The organism is Kandleria vitulina DSM 20405, assembly GCF_000702065.1.
Lineage (GTDB): Bacteria > Bacillota_I > Bacilli_A > Erysipelotrichales > Coprobacillaceae > Kandleria > Kandleria vitulina.
Genome location: NZ_JNKN01000007.1, coordinates 61,955 through 77,684, shown reverse-complemented (window position 1 = coordinate 77,684; position 15,730 = coordinate 61,955). Strand labels below are relative to the sequence as shown.

Annotated in this window: 18 protein-coding genes and 9 tRNA genes; 25 read left to right on the top strand and 2 right to left on the bottom strand. The window is 36.5% G+C overall.

Going from position 1 to position 15,730, the window contains the following annotated elements; genetic code table 11:
• The 20 genes from T513_RS0103630 to T513_RS0103535 all read left to right on the top strand — a co-directional run.
• The coding region (locus tag T513_RS0103630) for a RibD family protein (protein WP_031588969.1) at window positions 1-636 on the top strand (636 nt) is incomplete at its 5' end.
• A 9-nt stretch (window positions 637-645) separates the two neighbouring features.
• A complete protein-coding gene (ribE, locus tag T513_RS0103625; protein ID WP_031588966.1) occupies window positions 646-1,287 on the top strand; it encodes a riboflavin synthase in 642 nt (213 codons plus the stop codon).
• A gap of 12 nt (window positions 1,288-1,299) precedes the next feature.
• Window positions 1,300-2,511 carry a bifunctional 3,4-dihydroxy-2-butanone-4-phosphate synthase/GTP cyclohydrolase II gene (locus T513_RS0103620; RefSeq protein ID WP_031588965.1) on the top strand — a complete coding sequence of 404 codons (1,212 nt, stop codon included), beginning with the start codon at window positions 1,300-1,302 and terminating at the stop codon, window positions 2,509-2,511.
• A gap of 12 nt (window positions 2,512-2,523) precedes the next feature.
• The gene (gene ribH / locus T513_RS0103615; protein WP_031588964.1) at window positions 2,524-2,997 is read left to right on the top strand and encodes a 6,7-dimethyl-8-ribityllumazine synthase; all 474 of its coding nucleotides are present in this window, start codon (window positions 2,524-2,526) and stop codon (window positions 2,995-2,997) included.
• 55 nt (window positions 2,998-3,052) lie between these two features.
• A complete protein-coding gene (locus tag T513_RS0103610) occupies window positions 3,053-3,670 on the top strand; it encodes a flavodoxin family protein (protein WP_031588962.1) in 618 nt (205 codons plus the stop codon).
• A gap of 113 nt (window positions 3,671-3,783) precedes the next feature.
• Window positions 3,784-4,059 carry an autorepressor SdpR family transcription factor gene (locus T513_RS0103605; RefSeq protein WP_029071357.1) on the top strand — a complete coding sequence of 92 codons (276 nt, stop codon included), beginning with the start codon at window positions 3,784-3,786 and terminating at the stop codon, window positions 4,057-4,059.
• Window positions 4,052-4,702: an SdpI family protein gene (locus T513_RS0103600; protein WP_031588961.1), complete on the top strand. Its 651-nt coding sequence runs from the start codon at window positions 4,052-4,054 to the stop codon at window positions 4,700-4,702. Before T513_RS0103605 ends, T513_RS0103600 begins: the two co-directional genes overlap by 8 nt.
• 128 nt (window positions 4,703-4,830) lie before the next feature.
• Window positions 4,831-4,906: transfer RNA gene (locus T513_RS0103595), tRNA-Glu, on the top strand.
• A gap of 16 nt (window positions 4,907-4,922) precedes the next feature.
• Window positions 4,923-5,000, top strand: a tRNA-Asp gene (locus T513_RS0103590).
• Window positions 5,001-5,003: 3 nt separating this feature from the next.
• Window positions 5,004-5,079: transfer RNA gene (locus tag T513_RS0103585), tRNA-Phe, on the top strand.
• 11 nt (window positions 5,080-5,090) lie between these two features.
• Window positions 5,091-5,183, top strand: a tRNA-Ser gene (locus T513_RS0103580).
• A gap of 6 nt (window positions 5,184-5,189) precedes the next feature.
• Window positions 5,190-5,266: transfer RNA gene (locus T513_RS0103575), tRNA-Pro, on the top strand.
• Window positions 5,267-5,273: 7 nt separating this feature from the next.
• A tRNA-Ala gene (locus T513_RS0103570) sits at window positions 5,274-5,349 on the top strand.
• 6 nt (window positions 5,350-5,355) lie between these two features.
• Window positions 5,356-5,431: transfer RNA gene (locus T513_RS0103565), tRNA-Glu, on the top strand.
• A gap of 4 nt (window positions 5,432-5,435) precedes the next feature.
• Window positions 5,436-5,524: transfer RNA gene (locus tag T513_RS0103560), tRNA-Leu, on the top strand.
• Window positions 5,525-5,530: 6 nt separating this feature from the next.
• Window positions 5,531-5,606 (top strand) — tRNA-Gln (locus T513_RS0103555).
• Between the two features lie 67 nt (window positions 5,607-5,673).
• Window positions 5,674-6,150 carry a pyridoxamine 5'-phosphate oxidase family protein gene (locus T513_RS0103550; protein ID WP_031588959.1) on the top strand — a complete coding sequence of 159 codons (477 nt, stop codon included), beginning with the start codon at window positions 5,674-5,676 and terminating at the stop codon, window positions 6,148-6,150.
• A 188-nt stretch (window positions 6,151-6,338) separates the two neighbouring features.
• Entirely contained in the window at window positions 6,339-7,160 is an 822-nt protein-coding gene (locus T513_RS0103545; protein WP_031588958.1) for a GNAT family N-acetyltransferase, read from the top strand.
• A gap of 75 nt (window positions 7,161-7,235) precedes the next feature.
• Complete coding sequence (locus tag T513_RS0103540) at window positions 7,236-7,610, top strand: DUF488 domain-containing protein (RefSeq protein WP_031588957.1); 375 nt, start codon at window positions 7,236-7,238, stop codon at window positions 7,608-7,610.
• A complete protein-coding gene (locus T513_RS0103535) occupies window positions 7,607-8,146 on the top strand; it encodes a hemerythrin domain-containing protein (RefSeq protein WP_051550612.1) in 540 nt (179 codons plus the stop codon). The genes T513_RS0103540 and T513_RS0103535 overlap by 4 nt, the downstream gene beginning before the upstream one ends.
• A 26-nt stretch (window positions 8,147-8,172) precedes the next feature.
• On the opposite strand, the gene ald is transcribed toward T513_RS0103535, so the two are convergent.
• Window positions 8,173-9,288, bottom strand: coding sequence for an alanine dehydrogenase (ald, locus tag T513_RS0103530; protein WP_031588955.1), 1,116 nt, complete (start codon window positions 9,286-9,288; stop codon window positions 8,173-8,175).
• Window positions 9,289-9,455: 167 nt separating this feature from the next.
• On the opposite strand from ald, the gene T513_RS0103525 reads away from it, so the two are divergent.
• A complete protein-coding gene (locus T513_RS0103525) occupies window positions 9,456-9,668 on the top strand; it encodes a hypothetical protein (protein ID WP_031588952.1) in 213 nt (70 codons plus the stop codon).
• Window positions 9,669-9,734: 66 nt separating this feature from the next.
• On the top strand, window positions 9,735-10,952 hold the full coding sequence (locus T513_RS0103520) for an NADP-dependent isocitrate dehydrogenase (RefSeq protein WP_238551731.1): 1,218 nt from the start codon (window positions 9,735-9,737) through the stop codon (window positions 10,950-10,952).
• Between the two features lie 38 nt (window positions 10,953-10,990).
• On the opposite strand, the gene nadA is transcribed toward T513_RS0103520, so the two are convergent.
• Window positions 10,991-11,908 carry a quinolinate synthase NadA gene (gene nadA / locus T513_RS0103515; RefSeq protein WP_029070689.1) on the bottom strand — a complete coding sequence of 306 codons (918 nt, stop codon included), beginning with the start codon at window positions 11,906-11,908 and terminating at the stop codon, window positions 10,991-10,993.
• A 141-nt stretch (window positions 11,909-12,049) separates the two neighbouring features.
• Between nadA and T513_RS0103510 the strand changes: the two genes are divergently transcribed.
• Genes T513_RS0103510 through T513_RS0103500 form a run of 3 tightly spaced genes read left to right on the top strand, consistent with a single transcriptional unit; the run spans window position 12,050 to window position 15,641 of the window.
• On the top strand, window positions 12,050-13,345 hold the full coding sequence (locus tag T513_RS0103510; protein WP_029070688.1) for an L-aspartate oxidase: 1,296 nt from the start codon (window positions 12,050-12,052) through the stop codon (window positions 13,343-13,345).
• The gene (gene nadC / locus T513_RS0103505) at window positions 13,332-14,201 is read left to right on the top strand and encodes a carboxylating nicotinate-nucleotide diphosphorylase (RefSeq protein WP_031588951.1); all 870 of its coding nucleotides are present in this window, start codon (window positions 13,332-13,334) and stop codon (window positions 14,199-14,201) included. The genes T513_RS0103510 and nadC overlap by 14 nt, the downstream gene beginning before the upstream one ends.
• A gap of 51 nt (window positions 14,202-14,252) precedes the next feature.
• Window positions 14,253-15,641: an MATE family efflux transporter gene (locus T513_RS0103500; RefSeq protein ID WP_051654374.1), complete on the top strand. Its 1,389-nt coding sequence runs from the start codon at window positions 14,253-14,255 to the stop codon at window positions 15,639-15,641.
• The last annotated feature ends 89 nt before the right edge of the window (window positions 15,642-15,730 follow it).

Here is a 15,730-nt window from a genome sequence, read left to right as displayed (position 1 = left end):
CAATCAAAGTGGATTTCAGGAGAACTTTCAAGAAGAGATGTACATTTTCTTCGTCATCGCTGTATGGGTATTCTTGTTGGCATCAACACTGTACTTACAGATGATCCAAGTCTTACTTCACGTTGTCAAATAAATCAGGAAATAGAAAGTGATTTTATCAAGAAGGAAGATTATCAAGTCAAACCACTTGATCCTATTCGTATCGTACTTGATACACATTTACGCATTCCTCTTGATTGTAAGCTGGTGAAGACTGCTAAAGAGACAAAGACCATTGTGGCCTGTAGTGAAGATGTAGAAGAAAACAAAGCAAATATGCTAGAAGAAAAAGGTGTAGAGGTACTTTGTATTAAAAAAGATAGAGGACATTTATCATTGAAGCAGTTAATAAATATCCTTGGAAAAAGAGGAATAGATAGCCTTCTAATTGAAGGAGGAGGCACACTCAATGAATCAGCCATTAGAGAAGAAATCGTAGATGAAGTGCAGGTATATTTAGCACCAAAAATCTTTGGTGGAAATGGAATGACTCCGGTACGAGGAGAAGGTGTAAGTGAAGTGAGTGAAGCTCAAGAGTTTAAGCTTTATTCAGTAGAAAAGATGGGGGAAGATCTAAAAATCTGTTATAGAAGGTAAGGTGAAAAAATGTTTACAGGGATTGTAGAAGAAGTTGGACAAGTAGAAACACTAAGAATAAATGGAGATCATGGAACAATTTCTATTAAGGCTCACAAAGTGCTAGAAGCGACAAAGCTCGGTGATAGTATTGCGGTGGATGGAATATGTCTTACGGTGACTTATTTATCTGCCCATCACTTTCATGCGGATGTCATGAAAGAAACAGTGAGAAGAAGCAGTCTTTCACAAAAAAGACAGGGGAGCTATGTCAATCTTGAAAGGGCGATGAGAGCCGATGATCGTTTTGGGGGACATATTGTATCAGGTCATATTGATGGTGCTGGTACTATAGAAAACATCATTCCAGATGGCAATGCCTATTGGTATGAAATCAAATGTAAAAAAGAGATTCTTGATGGAATTGTAGAGAAAGGTTCGATTACTATTGATGGAATAAGTCTTACAGTCGCCAATGTAAGTGAGAAAAGCTTTAAGGTTTCTATTATTCCTCATACAAGAGAACAGACAACACTAGGACATAAAAGTGTGGGGGATTATGTCAACCTTGAGAATGATATCTTAGGAAAATATGTTCAGAAATTTATGAGCAGACAATTAGAAGAAAATCATGAATTAACTTATGAAATGTTAGAAGAATATGGATACTAGGAAGGAGACACTATGAAAGAATTTCGTTATGGCACAATTGAACAGGCTTTAGAAGATTTAAGACAAGGGAAAATCATCATGGTAAGTGATGATGAAGATCGTGAAAATGAAGGAGATATGATCTGCGCTGCAGAGTTTGCATCAACAGAAAATATCAATAAGATGGCCAGTCTTGCAAAAGGACTGATTTGTACACCAATGTCTAAACAACATGCAGAAAGATTAGGATTACCACCAATGGTTCTAGAAAATACCGATAATCATGGCACAGCCTTTACTGTTTCCATTGATCATATTAAGACTACGACAGGAATCTCCGCAGAAGAGAGAGGCATGACAATTCAGGCTTGTACAAGTGAAAAAACAAGACCAGAAGACTTACGTCGTCCTGGTCATGTCTTCCCGCTGATTTCAAGAACCGGAGGTGTTCTTGTAAGAAATGGACATACTGAAGCAACAGTTGATTTATGTCGATTAGCAGGATTAAAAGAAGTAGGGGTATGTTGCGAAATCATGAGAGAAGATGGCACAATGATGCGCACAGAAGAACTTCAGAAATTAGCTGTTCAAGAGAATATGACATTTATTACGATTAAAGCGTTACAGGATTATATTCGTATTCATGATAAACATGTCCATAGAGAAGGTGAAGCTCATCTTCCTACACAATATGGTGATTTCCAGATGATCGGTTTTAGCAATGATATTACAGGAGAACATCATGTGGCATTAGTAAAAGGTGATATCGGTGATGGAAAAAATGTCTTATGCCGTGTTCATTCAGAATGCTTAACTGGAGATGCCTTTGGTTCTCTTCGCTGTGACTGTGGTTTACAGCTTGAGCAGGCCATGAAACAGATTGAAAAAGAAGGAAGAGGTATTCTTCTTTATATGAGACAGGAAGGAAGAGGGATAGGACTATTGAATAAGATCAAGGCTTACGCTCTTCAAGAACAAGGTTTTGATACGGTAGAAGCTAACGTAAAGCTTGGCTTTGCGCCAGATTTAAGAGAATACTGGGTAGGTGCACAAATCTTAAAAGATTTGGGTGTTCATTCTCTTGAATTATTAACCAATAATCCAGAGAAGATTTATGCATTAGATCATTTTGGAATAGAAATCAAGAAACGTGTTCCAATTGAAATTAAGCCGCAGAAGTTTGATGCCTTTTATTTAAAGACAAAACAAGAGAAGATGGGACATCTATTTAAAGAAGAAATATAGGGGGAAAATAAAATGAAAGAAATCAATGTATTAGAAGGAAAGCTTGTCGCTAAAGAAGGAATGAAAGTAGGTATTGTCGCAGCGAGATTTAATGAAATCATTGTCAATAAACTATTAGGTGGTGCCATAGATGGTCTTGTAAGACATGGAGTAGAAGATAAAAACATCACTGCTGCTTGGGTACCAGGCGTATTTGAAATACCTACTATCGCTAAGAAGATGGCAGAATCAAAGAAATATGATGCCATTATCGCATTAGGAACAGTGATTCGTGGTCAGACAAGTCATTATGATTATGTCTGCAATGAAGTATCAAAGGGTGTTGCTCAAATATCATTAGAAACAGGTGTACCAGTACTCTTTGGGATTGTGACTACAGAAAACATTGAGCAGGCTATCGCAAGAGCGGGCTCTAAAGCAGGGAATAAAGGCTATGATTGTGCACTTTCTGCGATTGAGATGGTGAATCTTATTTCATTATTGTAAAAGATTTATATTATAAACTCCTTATGAAGTATAATGAAATGAGGAGGATAAAAAGATGAAAGTATTAATCATTAATGGAAGCCCACGTGTAAATGGCAACACAAGTGTTGCTGTGAATGAAATGGTAAAAGTCTTTAACGAAGAAGATATTGAAACAGATGTTGTTATGATTGGCAACAAGGCAATTAGAGGCTGTATTGCTTGTGGCAGCTGTTATAAGAATGGAAAGTGTGTCTTTGATGATGCTGTTAATGAACTCGCAAAGAAGTTCGAGGAAGCAGATGGCTTGGTTGTAGCTTCACCAGTTTATTATGCATCTGCTAATGCAACTACGATCGCATGTCTTGACCGTCTTTTCTATAGTACCGGCTTTGATAAGCGTATGAAAGTAGGGGCAAGTGTTGTTGTAGCACGCCGTGGAGGATGTTCTTCCACTTTCGATGAACTGAATAAGTATTTCACGATATGCGGTATGCCAGTGGCATCAAGCCAATATTGGAACAGTGTTCATGGAAGAGAAAAAAGTGAAGCCAATAAAGATCTAGAAGGTCTTCAGACCTTGAGAGCTTTAGCTAGAAATATGACATTCCTGATGAAAAGTATTGCTTTAGGTAAAGAACAATTTGGATTGCCGGATGAAGAAGAATGGCAGCCCACTCATTTTATTAGATAGGAACAAGCGTTGTTTGTTCCTATTTTGAATTTTTTCTAAATAGTGTTGAAAACACTGAATACAAGGGATATAATCTATTTAGAAAGAAATCTAAATAGATAAGGAGGAATTGTATGTCATTCGCTAATACATTTAAGGCTCTTTCCGATCCTGTCAGAAGAGAAATACTAGAACTATTAAAAGAGGGTTCACTTTCTGCTGGAGATATCGCTTCACATTTTGATATGAGCGGTGCAACTATTTCTTATCATCTAAAGATATTAAAGAATGCGGATCTTCTATATGAAACCAAGAAGAAGAATTTCATCTATTATCATCTTAATACAACAGTATTGGAAGATATCATGTTATGGATTTCTGAATTAAAAGGAGGAGACAGTAATGATTAAGAAAAATATGAAAACATTGCTTTTAACAAGCATCATTGCATTATTGCCTATGATAGTTGGTATTGTGTTATGGAATAAACTGCCAGATCCATTGGCTACGCACTTTAATTTTAATGGTAAGCCTGATGGCTATACATCAAAGTGGATGACTGTATTTATTATTCCTTTATTTCTTGTCTTAGTAGAATGGGTATCTGCCCTCTTTACAGTGCATAGCCCTAAAGCAGAACATATTTCTAATAAGATCTTTACACTTGTATTATGGATTATCCCTTGTGTTTCTTTAATGATGATGATCACAATCTATGGTTATGCATTAGGATTAAAAATTAATATGGTCACAATGGCAAATGTCTTTATGGGTACACTTCTTCTAGTAATTGGGAACTATCTTCCAAAAACAAGACAGAACTATGTCATTGGCATTAAGCTGCCATGGACATTGGATGATGAAGAGAATTGGAATAAGACACATCGCTTTGCGAGTAGAGTATGGATAATCGTTGGAGTCGTGATTTTGGTTGCTTCAATACTCAATAATCTTTCTATGGTTATCGCATTCATTCTTGTAATAGCAGCTACTATTGTGCCAATGATCTATTCGTTTATATTTTATAAAAACAAAAAAAGATGTCGTAAATGACATCTTTTTAAATGCGTCAAAAAAATATGAATTTTTTGTAAATTAATTGTTGCCAAATAAGAAAAGCCATGATATTATATGTGAGCACTCAGCGAGAGACACAAGAAAAACGCAAGAGTCACAACAGTGGCGGATTGGAGAAACGGTTAACTCACATGCCTTTCACGCATGCATTCACGGGTTCGAATCCCGTATCCGTCACCATTATATTTTATCAAATGGTCTGGTAGTTCAGTTGGTTTAGAATGCCGCCCTGTCACGGCGGAGGTCGCGGGTTCGAGCCCCGTCCAGACCGCCATTTGGTTCCGTAGCTCAGTCGGTAGAGCAGAGGATTGAAAATCCTCGTGTCGCTGGTTCGATTCCGGCCGGAACCACCATTTACTTACGCGCAGGTTTACCCAAGTCCGGCTGAAGGGATCGGTCTTGAAAACCGACAGGGGATGAAAGTCCCGCGGGGGTTCGAATCCCTCAACCTGCGCCATTATTTCGGGAAGTAGCACAGCTTGGTAGTGCACCTGGTTTGGGACCAGGGGGTCGCAGGTTCAAATCCTGTCTTCCCGACCATTTGAATGGGGCTTTAGCTCAGCTGGGAGAGCGCCTGCTTTGCACGCAGGAGGTCAGCGGTTCGATCCCGCTAAGCTCCACCATATTGTGGCGGATTGGAGAAACGGTTAACTCACATGCCTTTCACGCATGCATTCACGGGTTCGAATCCCGTATCCGTCACCATAATGCCTCGGTGGCGAAATTGGTAGACGCACGGGACTTAAAATCCCGCGGACTTCAAACTCCGTGCCGGTTCGACTCCGGCCCGAGGCACCATCTTGTTGGGGTATAGCCAAGTGGTAAGGCAACGGACTCTGAATCCGTCATTCCGCTGGTTCGAATCCAGCTACCCCAGCCATATTTTGATTCTAAGAACTGTATAGCAGTTCTTTTTTTGTGTTATGATGATAAAAAAGGAGAATTCTATGTTTAGAGAAATGAGAAGAAAAAAACAAGCTTTATCTTATGAAGAATGTATTCATATTCTAAATACTCAGCCAAGGGGTGTATTAAGCATGCTTGGTGATGATGACTATCCTTACGGTATTCCTCTAGATCATTATTATGATGAAAAAACACATTGCCTTTATTTCCATTGTGCTAAGACGGGACATAAAATAGATGCCATGACCCGTCATCCTAAAGTTTCCTATTGCGTCTATGATGAAGGCTATCGCAACGAAGGAGAATGGGCACTAAATATTAAGAGTGTTGTCTGCTTTGGACATGTGGAATTTGTGGAAGACGATGATACCATTGTTTCTGTATTAACTCACTTAACAAGAAAATTTACTGATGATGAAGACTATATTAAAAAAGAAATAGCTAAATTTAAGAAAAGTGTTAGACTATTTGCGGTTCATATTGATCATTTGTCAGGTAAAATCGTTAATGAATCATAGGTTATTGTAAAATAAGAAAACTGTGTTATGATAGGGATGGTTAGGGATACCCGCCCTAACTAACTCTTAATCCATGAGTAATATCATGGGTGCGGAATGAGGACATTGGACTGGTTCACCGATGTCCTTTTTATTTACATATTTTATATCTAATGTTAGTATATTATATAATTCGGGGGGATAAAATTATGGAAAGTACAAACATCAGATATATAAATACAATTGAGGAAATGTCTCTAAATGCCTGGCCATCACATAAGATGGAATTATATGATGGGTGGTTACTGCGTTTTTCTCATAATTATACACATCGTACCAATTCTGTTCATCAGGTAGGTGAATCACATATTCCTCTTGATGAGAAGATTGCTTATTGTGAAGAAGTCTATCATCATCTTCATTCACCAACAATCTTTAAGATCAGTCCGCTTATTGATTCATCATTTGATCATCTTCTAAAAGAAAGAGGATATAAAAAAGAACATATTACTGAAAATATGGTGATGGATTATCATGATTTTAAACCTTTGAGGCCGATCCATGTCGAAAAAGAATACTATGGCAGAAATTCAGGATTGCCTTCCATTGTAGGCTATGAAAATGGCAATGTGATACATTTAAAAGATCGTGTAACCGATGATTGGGTAAAAGGTGTATTGATGCTTAATGGAACGACCAATCCTACTTTACAAAGAATAGTCCCATCAATGTATCAGGCGATATTGAAGGAAGTCATTGTCGCAAGTGTATGGGATGATGGTGAGATGATTGGTAGTGGATTAGGCATTCTTGATCGTGATCATGTTGGTATTTATGCGATCTATGTGAATCAGGAATATCGTCGTAAAGGTATCGCTAGAGCCATCGTTTCAACAATCTTGACTGAAGCAGAAAAGAAAGGCTGTAAGCATGCGTATCTTCAATGTGTAAAAGGAAATACACCTGCTAAAAGTCTTTATGAAAGCATCGGTTTTAAATATTTATATGAATACTGGTTCAGGGTGAAATAATTCACCCTTTTTTGTTGGCTGAAGAACATTATTTATTATGGAAGTGATGTATACTTTTTCATCGAGGTGGGAAGAATGCATGACTTAAAAATAAAGAGAGTCTATGAACCTTATGATGAAACAGATGGATATCGTATTCTTATTGATCGTTTGTGGCCAAGAGGGATAAGCAAAGAGAAAGCGCATCTGAATGAATGGAATAAGGATGTGACACCCTCACCAGCACTTAGAAAATGGTTTTCTCATGATCCAAAGTTATTTGCAGGATTTAAGCAGGCTTATGAAATGGAATTAAAGGATAATATTCATGTCATATGGTTTATTGAACACATTGAGACATTGTTAAAAGAAGAGAATGTCACATTGCTTTATGGTGCAAAAAGTCCCACTTGTAATCATGCGATGATATTAAAAGAGTGGATTGAGACACATAGGGAGAGTAGAGAATGAAAGCAGTAGAAATAATGATGGAAGAGCATCGCAATATCAGAAGGATGCTTGTTAAGATGAAAAAGATTGCCAATGACATGTCACTTTATCAAAGTGAAGATATGAAAGATATTGTAGAATTCTGTCATGGGTACGCTGATGAACATCATCATATGAAAGAAGAAAAAATATTGTTTCCTGAAATGTTAAAATGTAATTATGAACTATTTGAAGGTATGATCAATCATGTCATGCTTGTAGAACATGATAATGGGAGAGAACATGTAAGAAACATGGCGGCACTTGTTAATGACTATGAAGAGCATAAAGATGAAAGATATCTTGAACGATTATCATTTGAGATGAAAGCCTATTGTGAAGTGTTAAAGGAACATACAGAAAAAGAAGATGAATGTCTTTATCAGTTTGCGGAAAATGCATTATCAGATAATGCTAAGCAAAGAGTTGATGCATTATCATTAGAGTGGGAATCTTTGAATAAAGAGAGAGCTGATCATTTTGTGGAAGTGCTTCATCATATTGAAAAGGCATATTAAAAGGCTGTGAAAACAGCCTTTTAATATTATAGAAGTGTTTTAATGTCAGTGTAGTTATAGCCTTCAAAACTATCTGCTACATTTTTGCAAGTTAATTGACCATCGTAAGTATTGACGCCGCTAGCGATTACATCGCTTGTGCGACATGCGTCTTCTAAGCCTTTGTTGGCGATCATCAATCCGTAATGTGTTGTTGCGTGAGTAAGCGCGATGGTAGAAGTACGAGGAACAGAACCTGGCATATTGCCTACACAGTAGTGAACGACACCCTCTTCTACGTAGATTGGATCATCGTGAGTTGTGACCCTTGCGCTTTCTGCACATCCACCTTGATCGATGGCTACATCTACATAGACTGCGCCATTCTTCATTGATTTTAAATAAGATCTCTTTAATAGCTTAGGTGTAGACTTTCCTGGAATAAGTACAGCCCCAATGACAAGATCCGCATTCTTAACTGCCTTTTCAATATTAGTATCATTAGAGTAGAGTGTCTGAATAGAAGAACCAAATAATAAATCAAGTTCCTCAAGTCTTTTAAGATTAATATCAAGAATTGTTACATTGGCACCGATTCCTACCGCAATACGGCAGGCATTATAGCCAACTGTGCCGCCGCCGAGGATGACAACATTTGCCTTATGTGTACCTGGTACACCGGCAAGAAGAATGCCTTCGCCCCCGAATTTCTTTTCTAGATATTTTGCACCTTCCTGGATGCTTAAACGACCAGCAATCTGGCTCATTGGAGTTAGAAGCGGTAAAGAGCCATCTTTTTCAGTCAATGTTTCGTAGGCTACAGCTTTAATCTTATTTTTTAATAAAGCATCCATCTGTTCTTTATCAGCTGCTAAATGCAAGTATGTATAAAGAATCAATCCTTCATGGAATAGTGGATATTCTTCAGGAAGAGGCTCTTTCACCTTGACCATCATATCAACCTGATCCCAGACATCCTTGGCAGAATCAATGATAGTAGCTCCAGCTTCCACATATTCCTCATCCAAGAAGCCAGAACCGATACCAGCATTTGTTTCAATAAGGACACTGTGTCCTGCATTTACATATTCACGTACATTATCAGGCGTCATGCCAACACGAAATTCATTATTTTTAATTTCTTTTACACAACCTATTATCATTTCATAACCTCCGTTCTTCTTTTATTATAAAATTTCTTTAAGTATAAGAAAAGAAATTTAAAACATTCCAGAAAAATTATAAAACCAATATATTGGTTTTATAACAGGAGATTAGAAAGAAGAAACAAGAAGAAAATAGCTATAATGATGACAAGAGGTGAGTAAAAATGACACATGATTTATATCTTACAAAACAATTCTTTATCGTATTTATTATTGTGACAATTCTTATTGCAGTCTTCTTGATCATGATTGCTTATGCCTTCATTGAACTTCTTTACTCCTTGAAAGAATATTCAAAACCTCGTCAGATTGCCTATAAGGAAATGAAATATAAGACAAGAGAAGGGAAAGCAAGCAAAAAGTATATAATTGAATAATTGTATACAAAGTTGTTGAATCGTTGGCTTTGCTCATGTATAATGATGGTCATAAAGGAGTTGACTATGATGAAAAAGATACAAATGACAACGCCAATCGTTGAGATGGATGGCGATGAAATGACAAGAGTTCTTTGGAAGATGATTAAGGATGAATTAATTCTTCCATTCGTAGAACTTAAAAGTGAATATTATGATTTAGGATTAAAACACCGTGATGAAACTAATGATGAAGTAACAGTACAGGCAGCATTGGCTAACAAGAAATATGGTGTTTCAGTAAAATGTGCAACAATTACGCCTAATGCCCAGCGTATGGATGAGTACAATCTTCATAAGATGTGGAAATCACCGAATGGAACAATCAGAGCAATTCTAGATGGAACAGTGTTCCGTACACCTATCATGATTGATCCAATTAGCCCTGTAGTAAAGAACTGGAAAAAACCAATTACTATTGCCAGACATGCTTTTGGTGATATCTATAAGGCGACAGAAATCAAGGTACCTGGTGCAGGTGTTGCTAAACTTTCTTTTACTGATGAAAAGGGAGAAACAATTTCAAAAGAAATCTTTACTTTTGAAGGTGCTGGTGTCCTTCAGGGACAGTTCAATAAGGAAGATAGTATCTATTCTTTTGCAAGAAGCTGTTTTGCTTATGCATTAGATGCTAAACAGGACTTATGGTTTGGTGCTAAGGATACTATTTCTAAGACATATGATCACCGTTTTAAAGATATCTTCCAGGAAGTCTATGATAATGAATACAAAGAACAGTTTGAAAAAGCTGGTATTACTTATTTCTATTCACTTATTGATGATATTGTAGCAAGAGTTATCAGAAGTGAAGGTGGCTTTATCTGGGCCTGCAAGAACTACGATGGAGATGTTATGAGTGATATGGTTTCAACAGCATTTGGCTCATTAGCAATGATGACAAGTGTTCTTGTTTCACCTGAAGGCAATTATGAATATGAAGCTGCTCATGGTACAGTTACAAGACATTATTATCGTTATCTTGAAGGAGAAAAAACATCCACTAACCCAATGGCTACAATCTTTGCATGGAGCGGAGCTTTACGTAAAAGAGGAGAAAAAGATGGATTGGATGAATTGATCCATTTTGCGGACACATTAGAAAAAGCTTGTTTAGATACACTTAATAGTGGAGTAATGACAAAAGACTTAACTAGACTTGCTGAAAACATTGAAGTAACTGAAGTGAATTCAGAAGAATTCCTTCGTGCTATTCGTAGTCGACTTGAAACATTATTGGAATCATGATTATCATGATTCCTTTTTTGTATAAAAAAGATCAAGCGTTATCCACCACGCTTGATCATTTCATCGATAGGTTTTCTTGCTTTCTTGATTGTTTCTTCATCAAGAAGGATTTCTTTTCCGCCTCTACCTCTTAATGTATTATAGACATCAGTTAAAGTAGTAGCTTTCATATTATGACAGATACAATGCTTAGATACAGTGTAGAACATCTTGTCAGGACAAGCCATCTGAAGATGTGTCACAATACTGTTTTCTGTACCAATGATAAATTCAGTATCATTACTTTCTTTAGCATAGTTCATGATGCCAGTTGTACTTCCTACATAATCAGCAATTTTTGAAACTTCCTGAAGACATTCAGGGTGTACTAATACCTTAGCATTAGGATGCTTTTCTTTCATTCTTAAGATATGTTCTTTTCTTAAGCGCATATGTGTCGGACAACCGCCAGGATAAACAACCATGTTTTTTTGAGGAAGCTGTTTTTTTAGCCATGTACCAAGATTTTGATCTGGCACAAATAAAATATTCTTTTCTTCAGTGTTTTCTAGAATCTTCTTAGCACTTGATGATGTTACAACAAGATCAACTTCTGTCTTAATAGCAGTTGTTGTATTGATGTAGGCACATACAATATGATCTGGATGAGCTTTTTTCAAATAACGTAAATCTTCAATATTTAACTGATCAGCCATTGGACAAAGCGCATCTTCATTAGCAATAAAGACTTTCTTTTCAGGAGAAAGAATCTTGACAGTATCAGCCATGAATCTTACCCCACACATGATGATAGTCTTCTGAGGAGCTGTTGCAGCAAGCTTGCTTAAAGCATAAGAATCACCGGTAAAATCAGCTACATCAATAATATCAGGACTCTGATAAGCATGAGCTAAGATGCAGACATCTTTTTCTTTCTTTAATTTAATAATTTCATCTTGTAGTTCTCTAGTATTCATTTTTCATTCCCTTTTTTATGTTGTTTTGATTATTATAATAAGACAAAAAGAGGGTGTCAAGACACATATATTGATACAGCACTTGTCATGTGAGCTTTCTTCATGTTATAATCACTTCGATTTTGAAAGAAGGATATATAAATGAAGACAGATATACTTATTGTAGGAAGTGGCTGTGCAGGTTTATATGCAGCTATACATCTTCCAGCAGATAAAAAAATTACTATAATTACAAAGAAAACAGTTGAAGATAGCGATTCATATTTAGCACAGGGTGGAATCTGCATGCTAAAGAATGATGATGACTATGATTCTTATTTTGAAGATACCCTTAAAGCAGGACATTATGAAAATGATAAGACCTCTGTCGATATCATGATCCGTTCTTCACAGGAAGTTATTCGAGATCTTATTTCCTATGGTGTAAGATTCCATAGAGATCAAAATGGTGAACTTGATTTCACTAAAGAAGGAGCACATTCTAATAAGCGTATTCTCTTTCATCAGGATATCACTGGTGAAGAAATCACTTCTCATCTTTATGAGAAAGTTAAGACTTTACCTAATGTGACAATACTAGAAAATACTGCACTTATTGATTTACTAGTAAAAGATAATACATGTTATGGTGGCGTTATTTTAAAAGAAGATCATTCTTTAGATAAAATCTCAGCTCAGTGCGTCTATTTAGCAACTGGTGGGGTGGGCGGATTGTACCGTCATTCTACTAACTACAGACATCTTAAAGGGGATGGGGTCGCTATCGCTTTAAGACATGGTGTCAAGATGAAGGATATCAACTATGTACAGATTCATCCAACAACATTCTATAGTGATAAGAAGGATGTGCGTTCATTCTTGATTTCTGAATCAGTAAGAGGAGAAGGTGCTAAGCTTTATGATAAGCATGGTAATCGTTTTGTAAATGAGCTGTTGCCAAGAGATAAATTAAGTGAAGCAATCAAGATGCAGATGAAAAAGGATCATACACCTTTCGTCTGGGAAGATTTAAGAACAATTCCGGAAGAAGAAGTCAGAGTACATTTCCCTCATATCGTAGAATATTGTAAAGAACAGGGATATGATGTTTTCAAGCAGCCAATTCCAGTAGTACCAGCTCAGCATTATTATATGGGTGGTATTTGGGTAGATTATACGAGCCATACTTCAATGAATCAGCTTTACGCTATTGGTGAAACAGCATGCAATGGTGTTCATGGAAAAAATAGACTTGCCAGCAATTCATTATTGGAAAGTCTAGTGTTTGCAAAGAGAGCGGCTCTTGATTTTGATCAAAGAGAACATAATGAAGATGAAGGTTTTGTTAATGAATGTAAATTAGATCAGTATGATGATCTTGATAAACTTGAAAAAGAAAATAAAGAATTGATTATGTCAGAAATGAAGAAAGCAGGTGAAAAGAATGTTCGATCATAATACCATGAGACTTAATGTAGACCGTTATATCATGATGGCCTTACAGGAAGATATTACGAGTGAAGATGTATCTACTAACAGTGTCATTAAGGAACATTGTTTAGGTGAAGTAGATTTGATTGCTAAAGAAGATGGCATCATTTGTGGTCTACAGGTATTTGAAAGAGTCTTTTTGCTTCTTGATGATAAGTGTGAAGTTTCACTTCACGTTAAAGATGGAGATGAAGTCAAAAAAGGAGATCACTTAGGTAAGGTTGTCGGTGATATTCGTACATTATTAAGTGGTGAACGAGTAGCCTTGAATTATCTTCAGAGAATGAGTGGTATTGCGACTTATACTCATCAGATGGTAAAGCTTCTTGAAGGAACATCTATTTCACTTCTTGATACAAGAAAGACAACACCTAACAATAGAATTTTTGAGAAATATGCTGTGAAAGTCGGAGGGGGACGTAATCATCGCTATAATCTTTCAGATGGTGTTATGCTGAAGGATAATCATATTGGTGCTGCAGGTGGAGTTAAAGAAGCTATCAAGCTTGCTAAAAGCTATGCACCATTTGTTAGAAAAATTGAAGTGGAGACTGAAAACTGTGAAATGGTCAAGGAGGCTGTTGAAGCAGGTGCAGATATTATTATGCTTGATAATATGAACCACGATGAAATGAAAAAAGCTCTATCTATTATTGATGGAAAAGCTGAAGTAGAAATTTCGGGAAATGTGACAAAAGAATCTATTGCATCTATTAAAGACTTAAAAGTAGATTATATTTCAAGTGGTGCATTGACACACAGTGCTCCTATTCTTGATCTTTCATTAAAGAATTTACATCCTATAAAGAAGAATCAGTATTGATTTTTCTTTTTTTTTGGTCTTATAATAGGTGTGCAAAAAAGAGGTGATTATATGGATGCGAAAGAACGTAAACAATATGATCAGCTGATTAGAACACCTATTACTAAAATTATTCCAGTATTAGCTATTCCTACTGTTATTAGTATGATGATAGGAATGATCTACAATCTAGTAGATGCATACTTTGTTGGAATGCTTGGAACAAGTGCGGCAGCAGCTATCGGTATTCTTATGAGTATTCAGGCTGTGTTTCAGGCTGTTGGATTTATGTGTGGTCATGGAAGTGGATCACGAATCAGCGTTCTTTTGGGAAAGGGAAAAAAAGAGCTTGCGGATGTCTATGCATCGACAGGCTTTCTTGCATCTATTGTGGCTAGCAGTATCATTACGATATTGGCAATGATGATGATTTCACCATTGATGGTATTTCTAGGAAGTACAAAAACAATTCTTCCTTATGCAAGAATCTATGGATTCTACATTCTTTTAAGTGGACCAGCACTTTCTGCAAGCTGTGTGCTTAATAATATTATGCGTTATGAAGGAAAAGCATCACTAGCGATGGTTGGTCTTGTCTCAGGTGGCGTATTAAACATGATTGGAGATCCTATTTTCATGTTTGGACTTAAGATGGGCATTCATGGAGCAGGGCTTTCAACTGCGTTATCACAATATATTAGCTTTGGCATTCTGCTTTACATGTTTATTTCAAAAAAGACAATGACAAGCATTTCATTAAAGAAAGCCAAAGGATTTGGTGAAGAATTAACACGTATCATGCAAAATGGAACACCAAGTCTTATTCGTCAGATGTTGAATTCTCTATCTACAATGTCACTTAATATTATCGCTAAACCTTATGGTGATGCAGCTATTGCGGGGATGACCATTGTTGGAAGAATTGTAATGTTCTTTGCATCAACGATGGTTGGTATCGGGCAGGCCTATCAGCCAGTAGCAGCATTCAATTATGGTGCTAAAAAATATAAGCGTATTAGAGAAGGTTTCTTAGTGACATGGGTACTAGGTGAAACTGTGCTTGGTATTTTTGCGATTATCGCATTTATTAATCCAGAACCACTTATTTTATTATTTAGAAATGACCCACGTGTACTTGCAATTGGTAAAAACGCTTTACGTTTTCACTGTATCGCTTTGATTGCATCACCACTATCTGTTGTTTCTAATATGATGTTCCAAAGTATTGGTGAAAGTGCCATCGCTTCATTCCTCGCAGCATTAAGATCAGGTATTTATTATATTCCTATTCTGTTTATTCTTTCTCGTTTGTTGGGAATCTTAGGAATTCAATCAGCACAGATGGTAGCAGATATCTTAACAACATTAACATGTATACCATTCCTAGTGAAATTCTTTAGAGAACTTCCAAAGAAAAACATGCATGTAAAAATGGATGATGATTATAAGCATTCCTCATAGGGAATGCTTTTTTTATTTAATCAATCTTATATATATTTTAAATATTCATTGAATTGAAAAATAAAGCATCAAGGAGTAAAATATTGGTG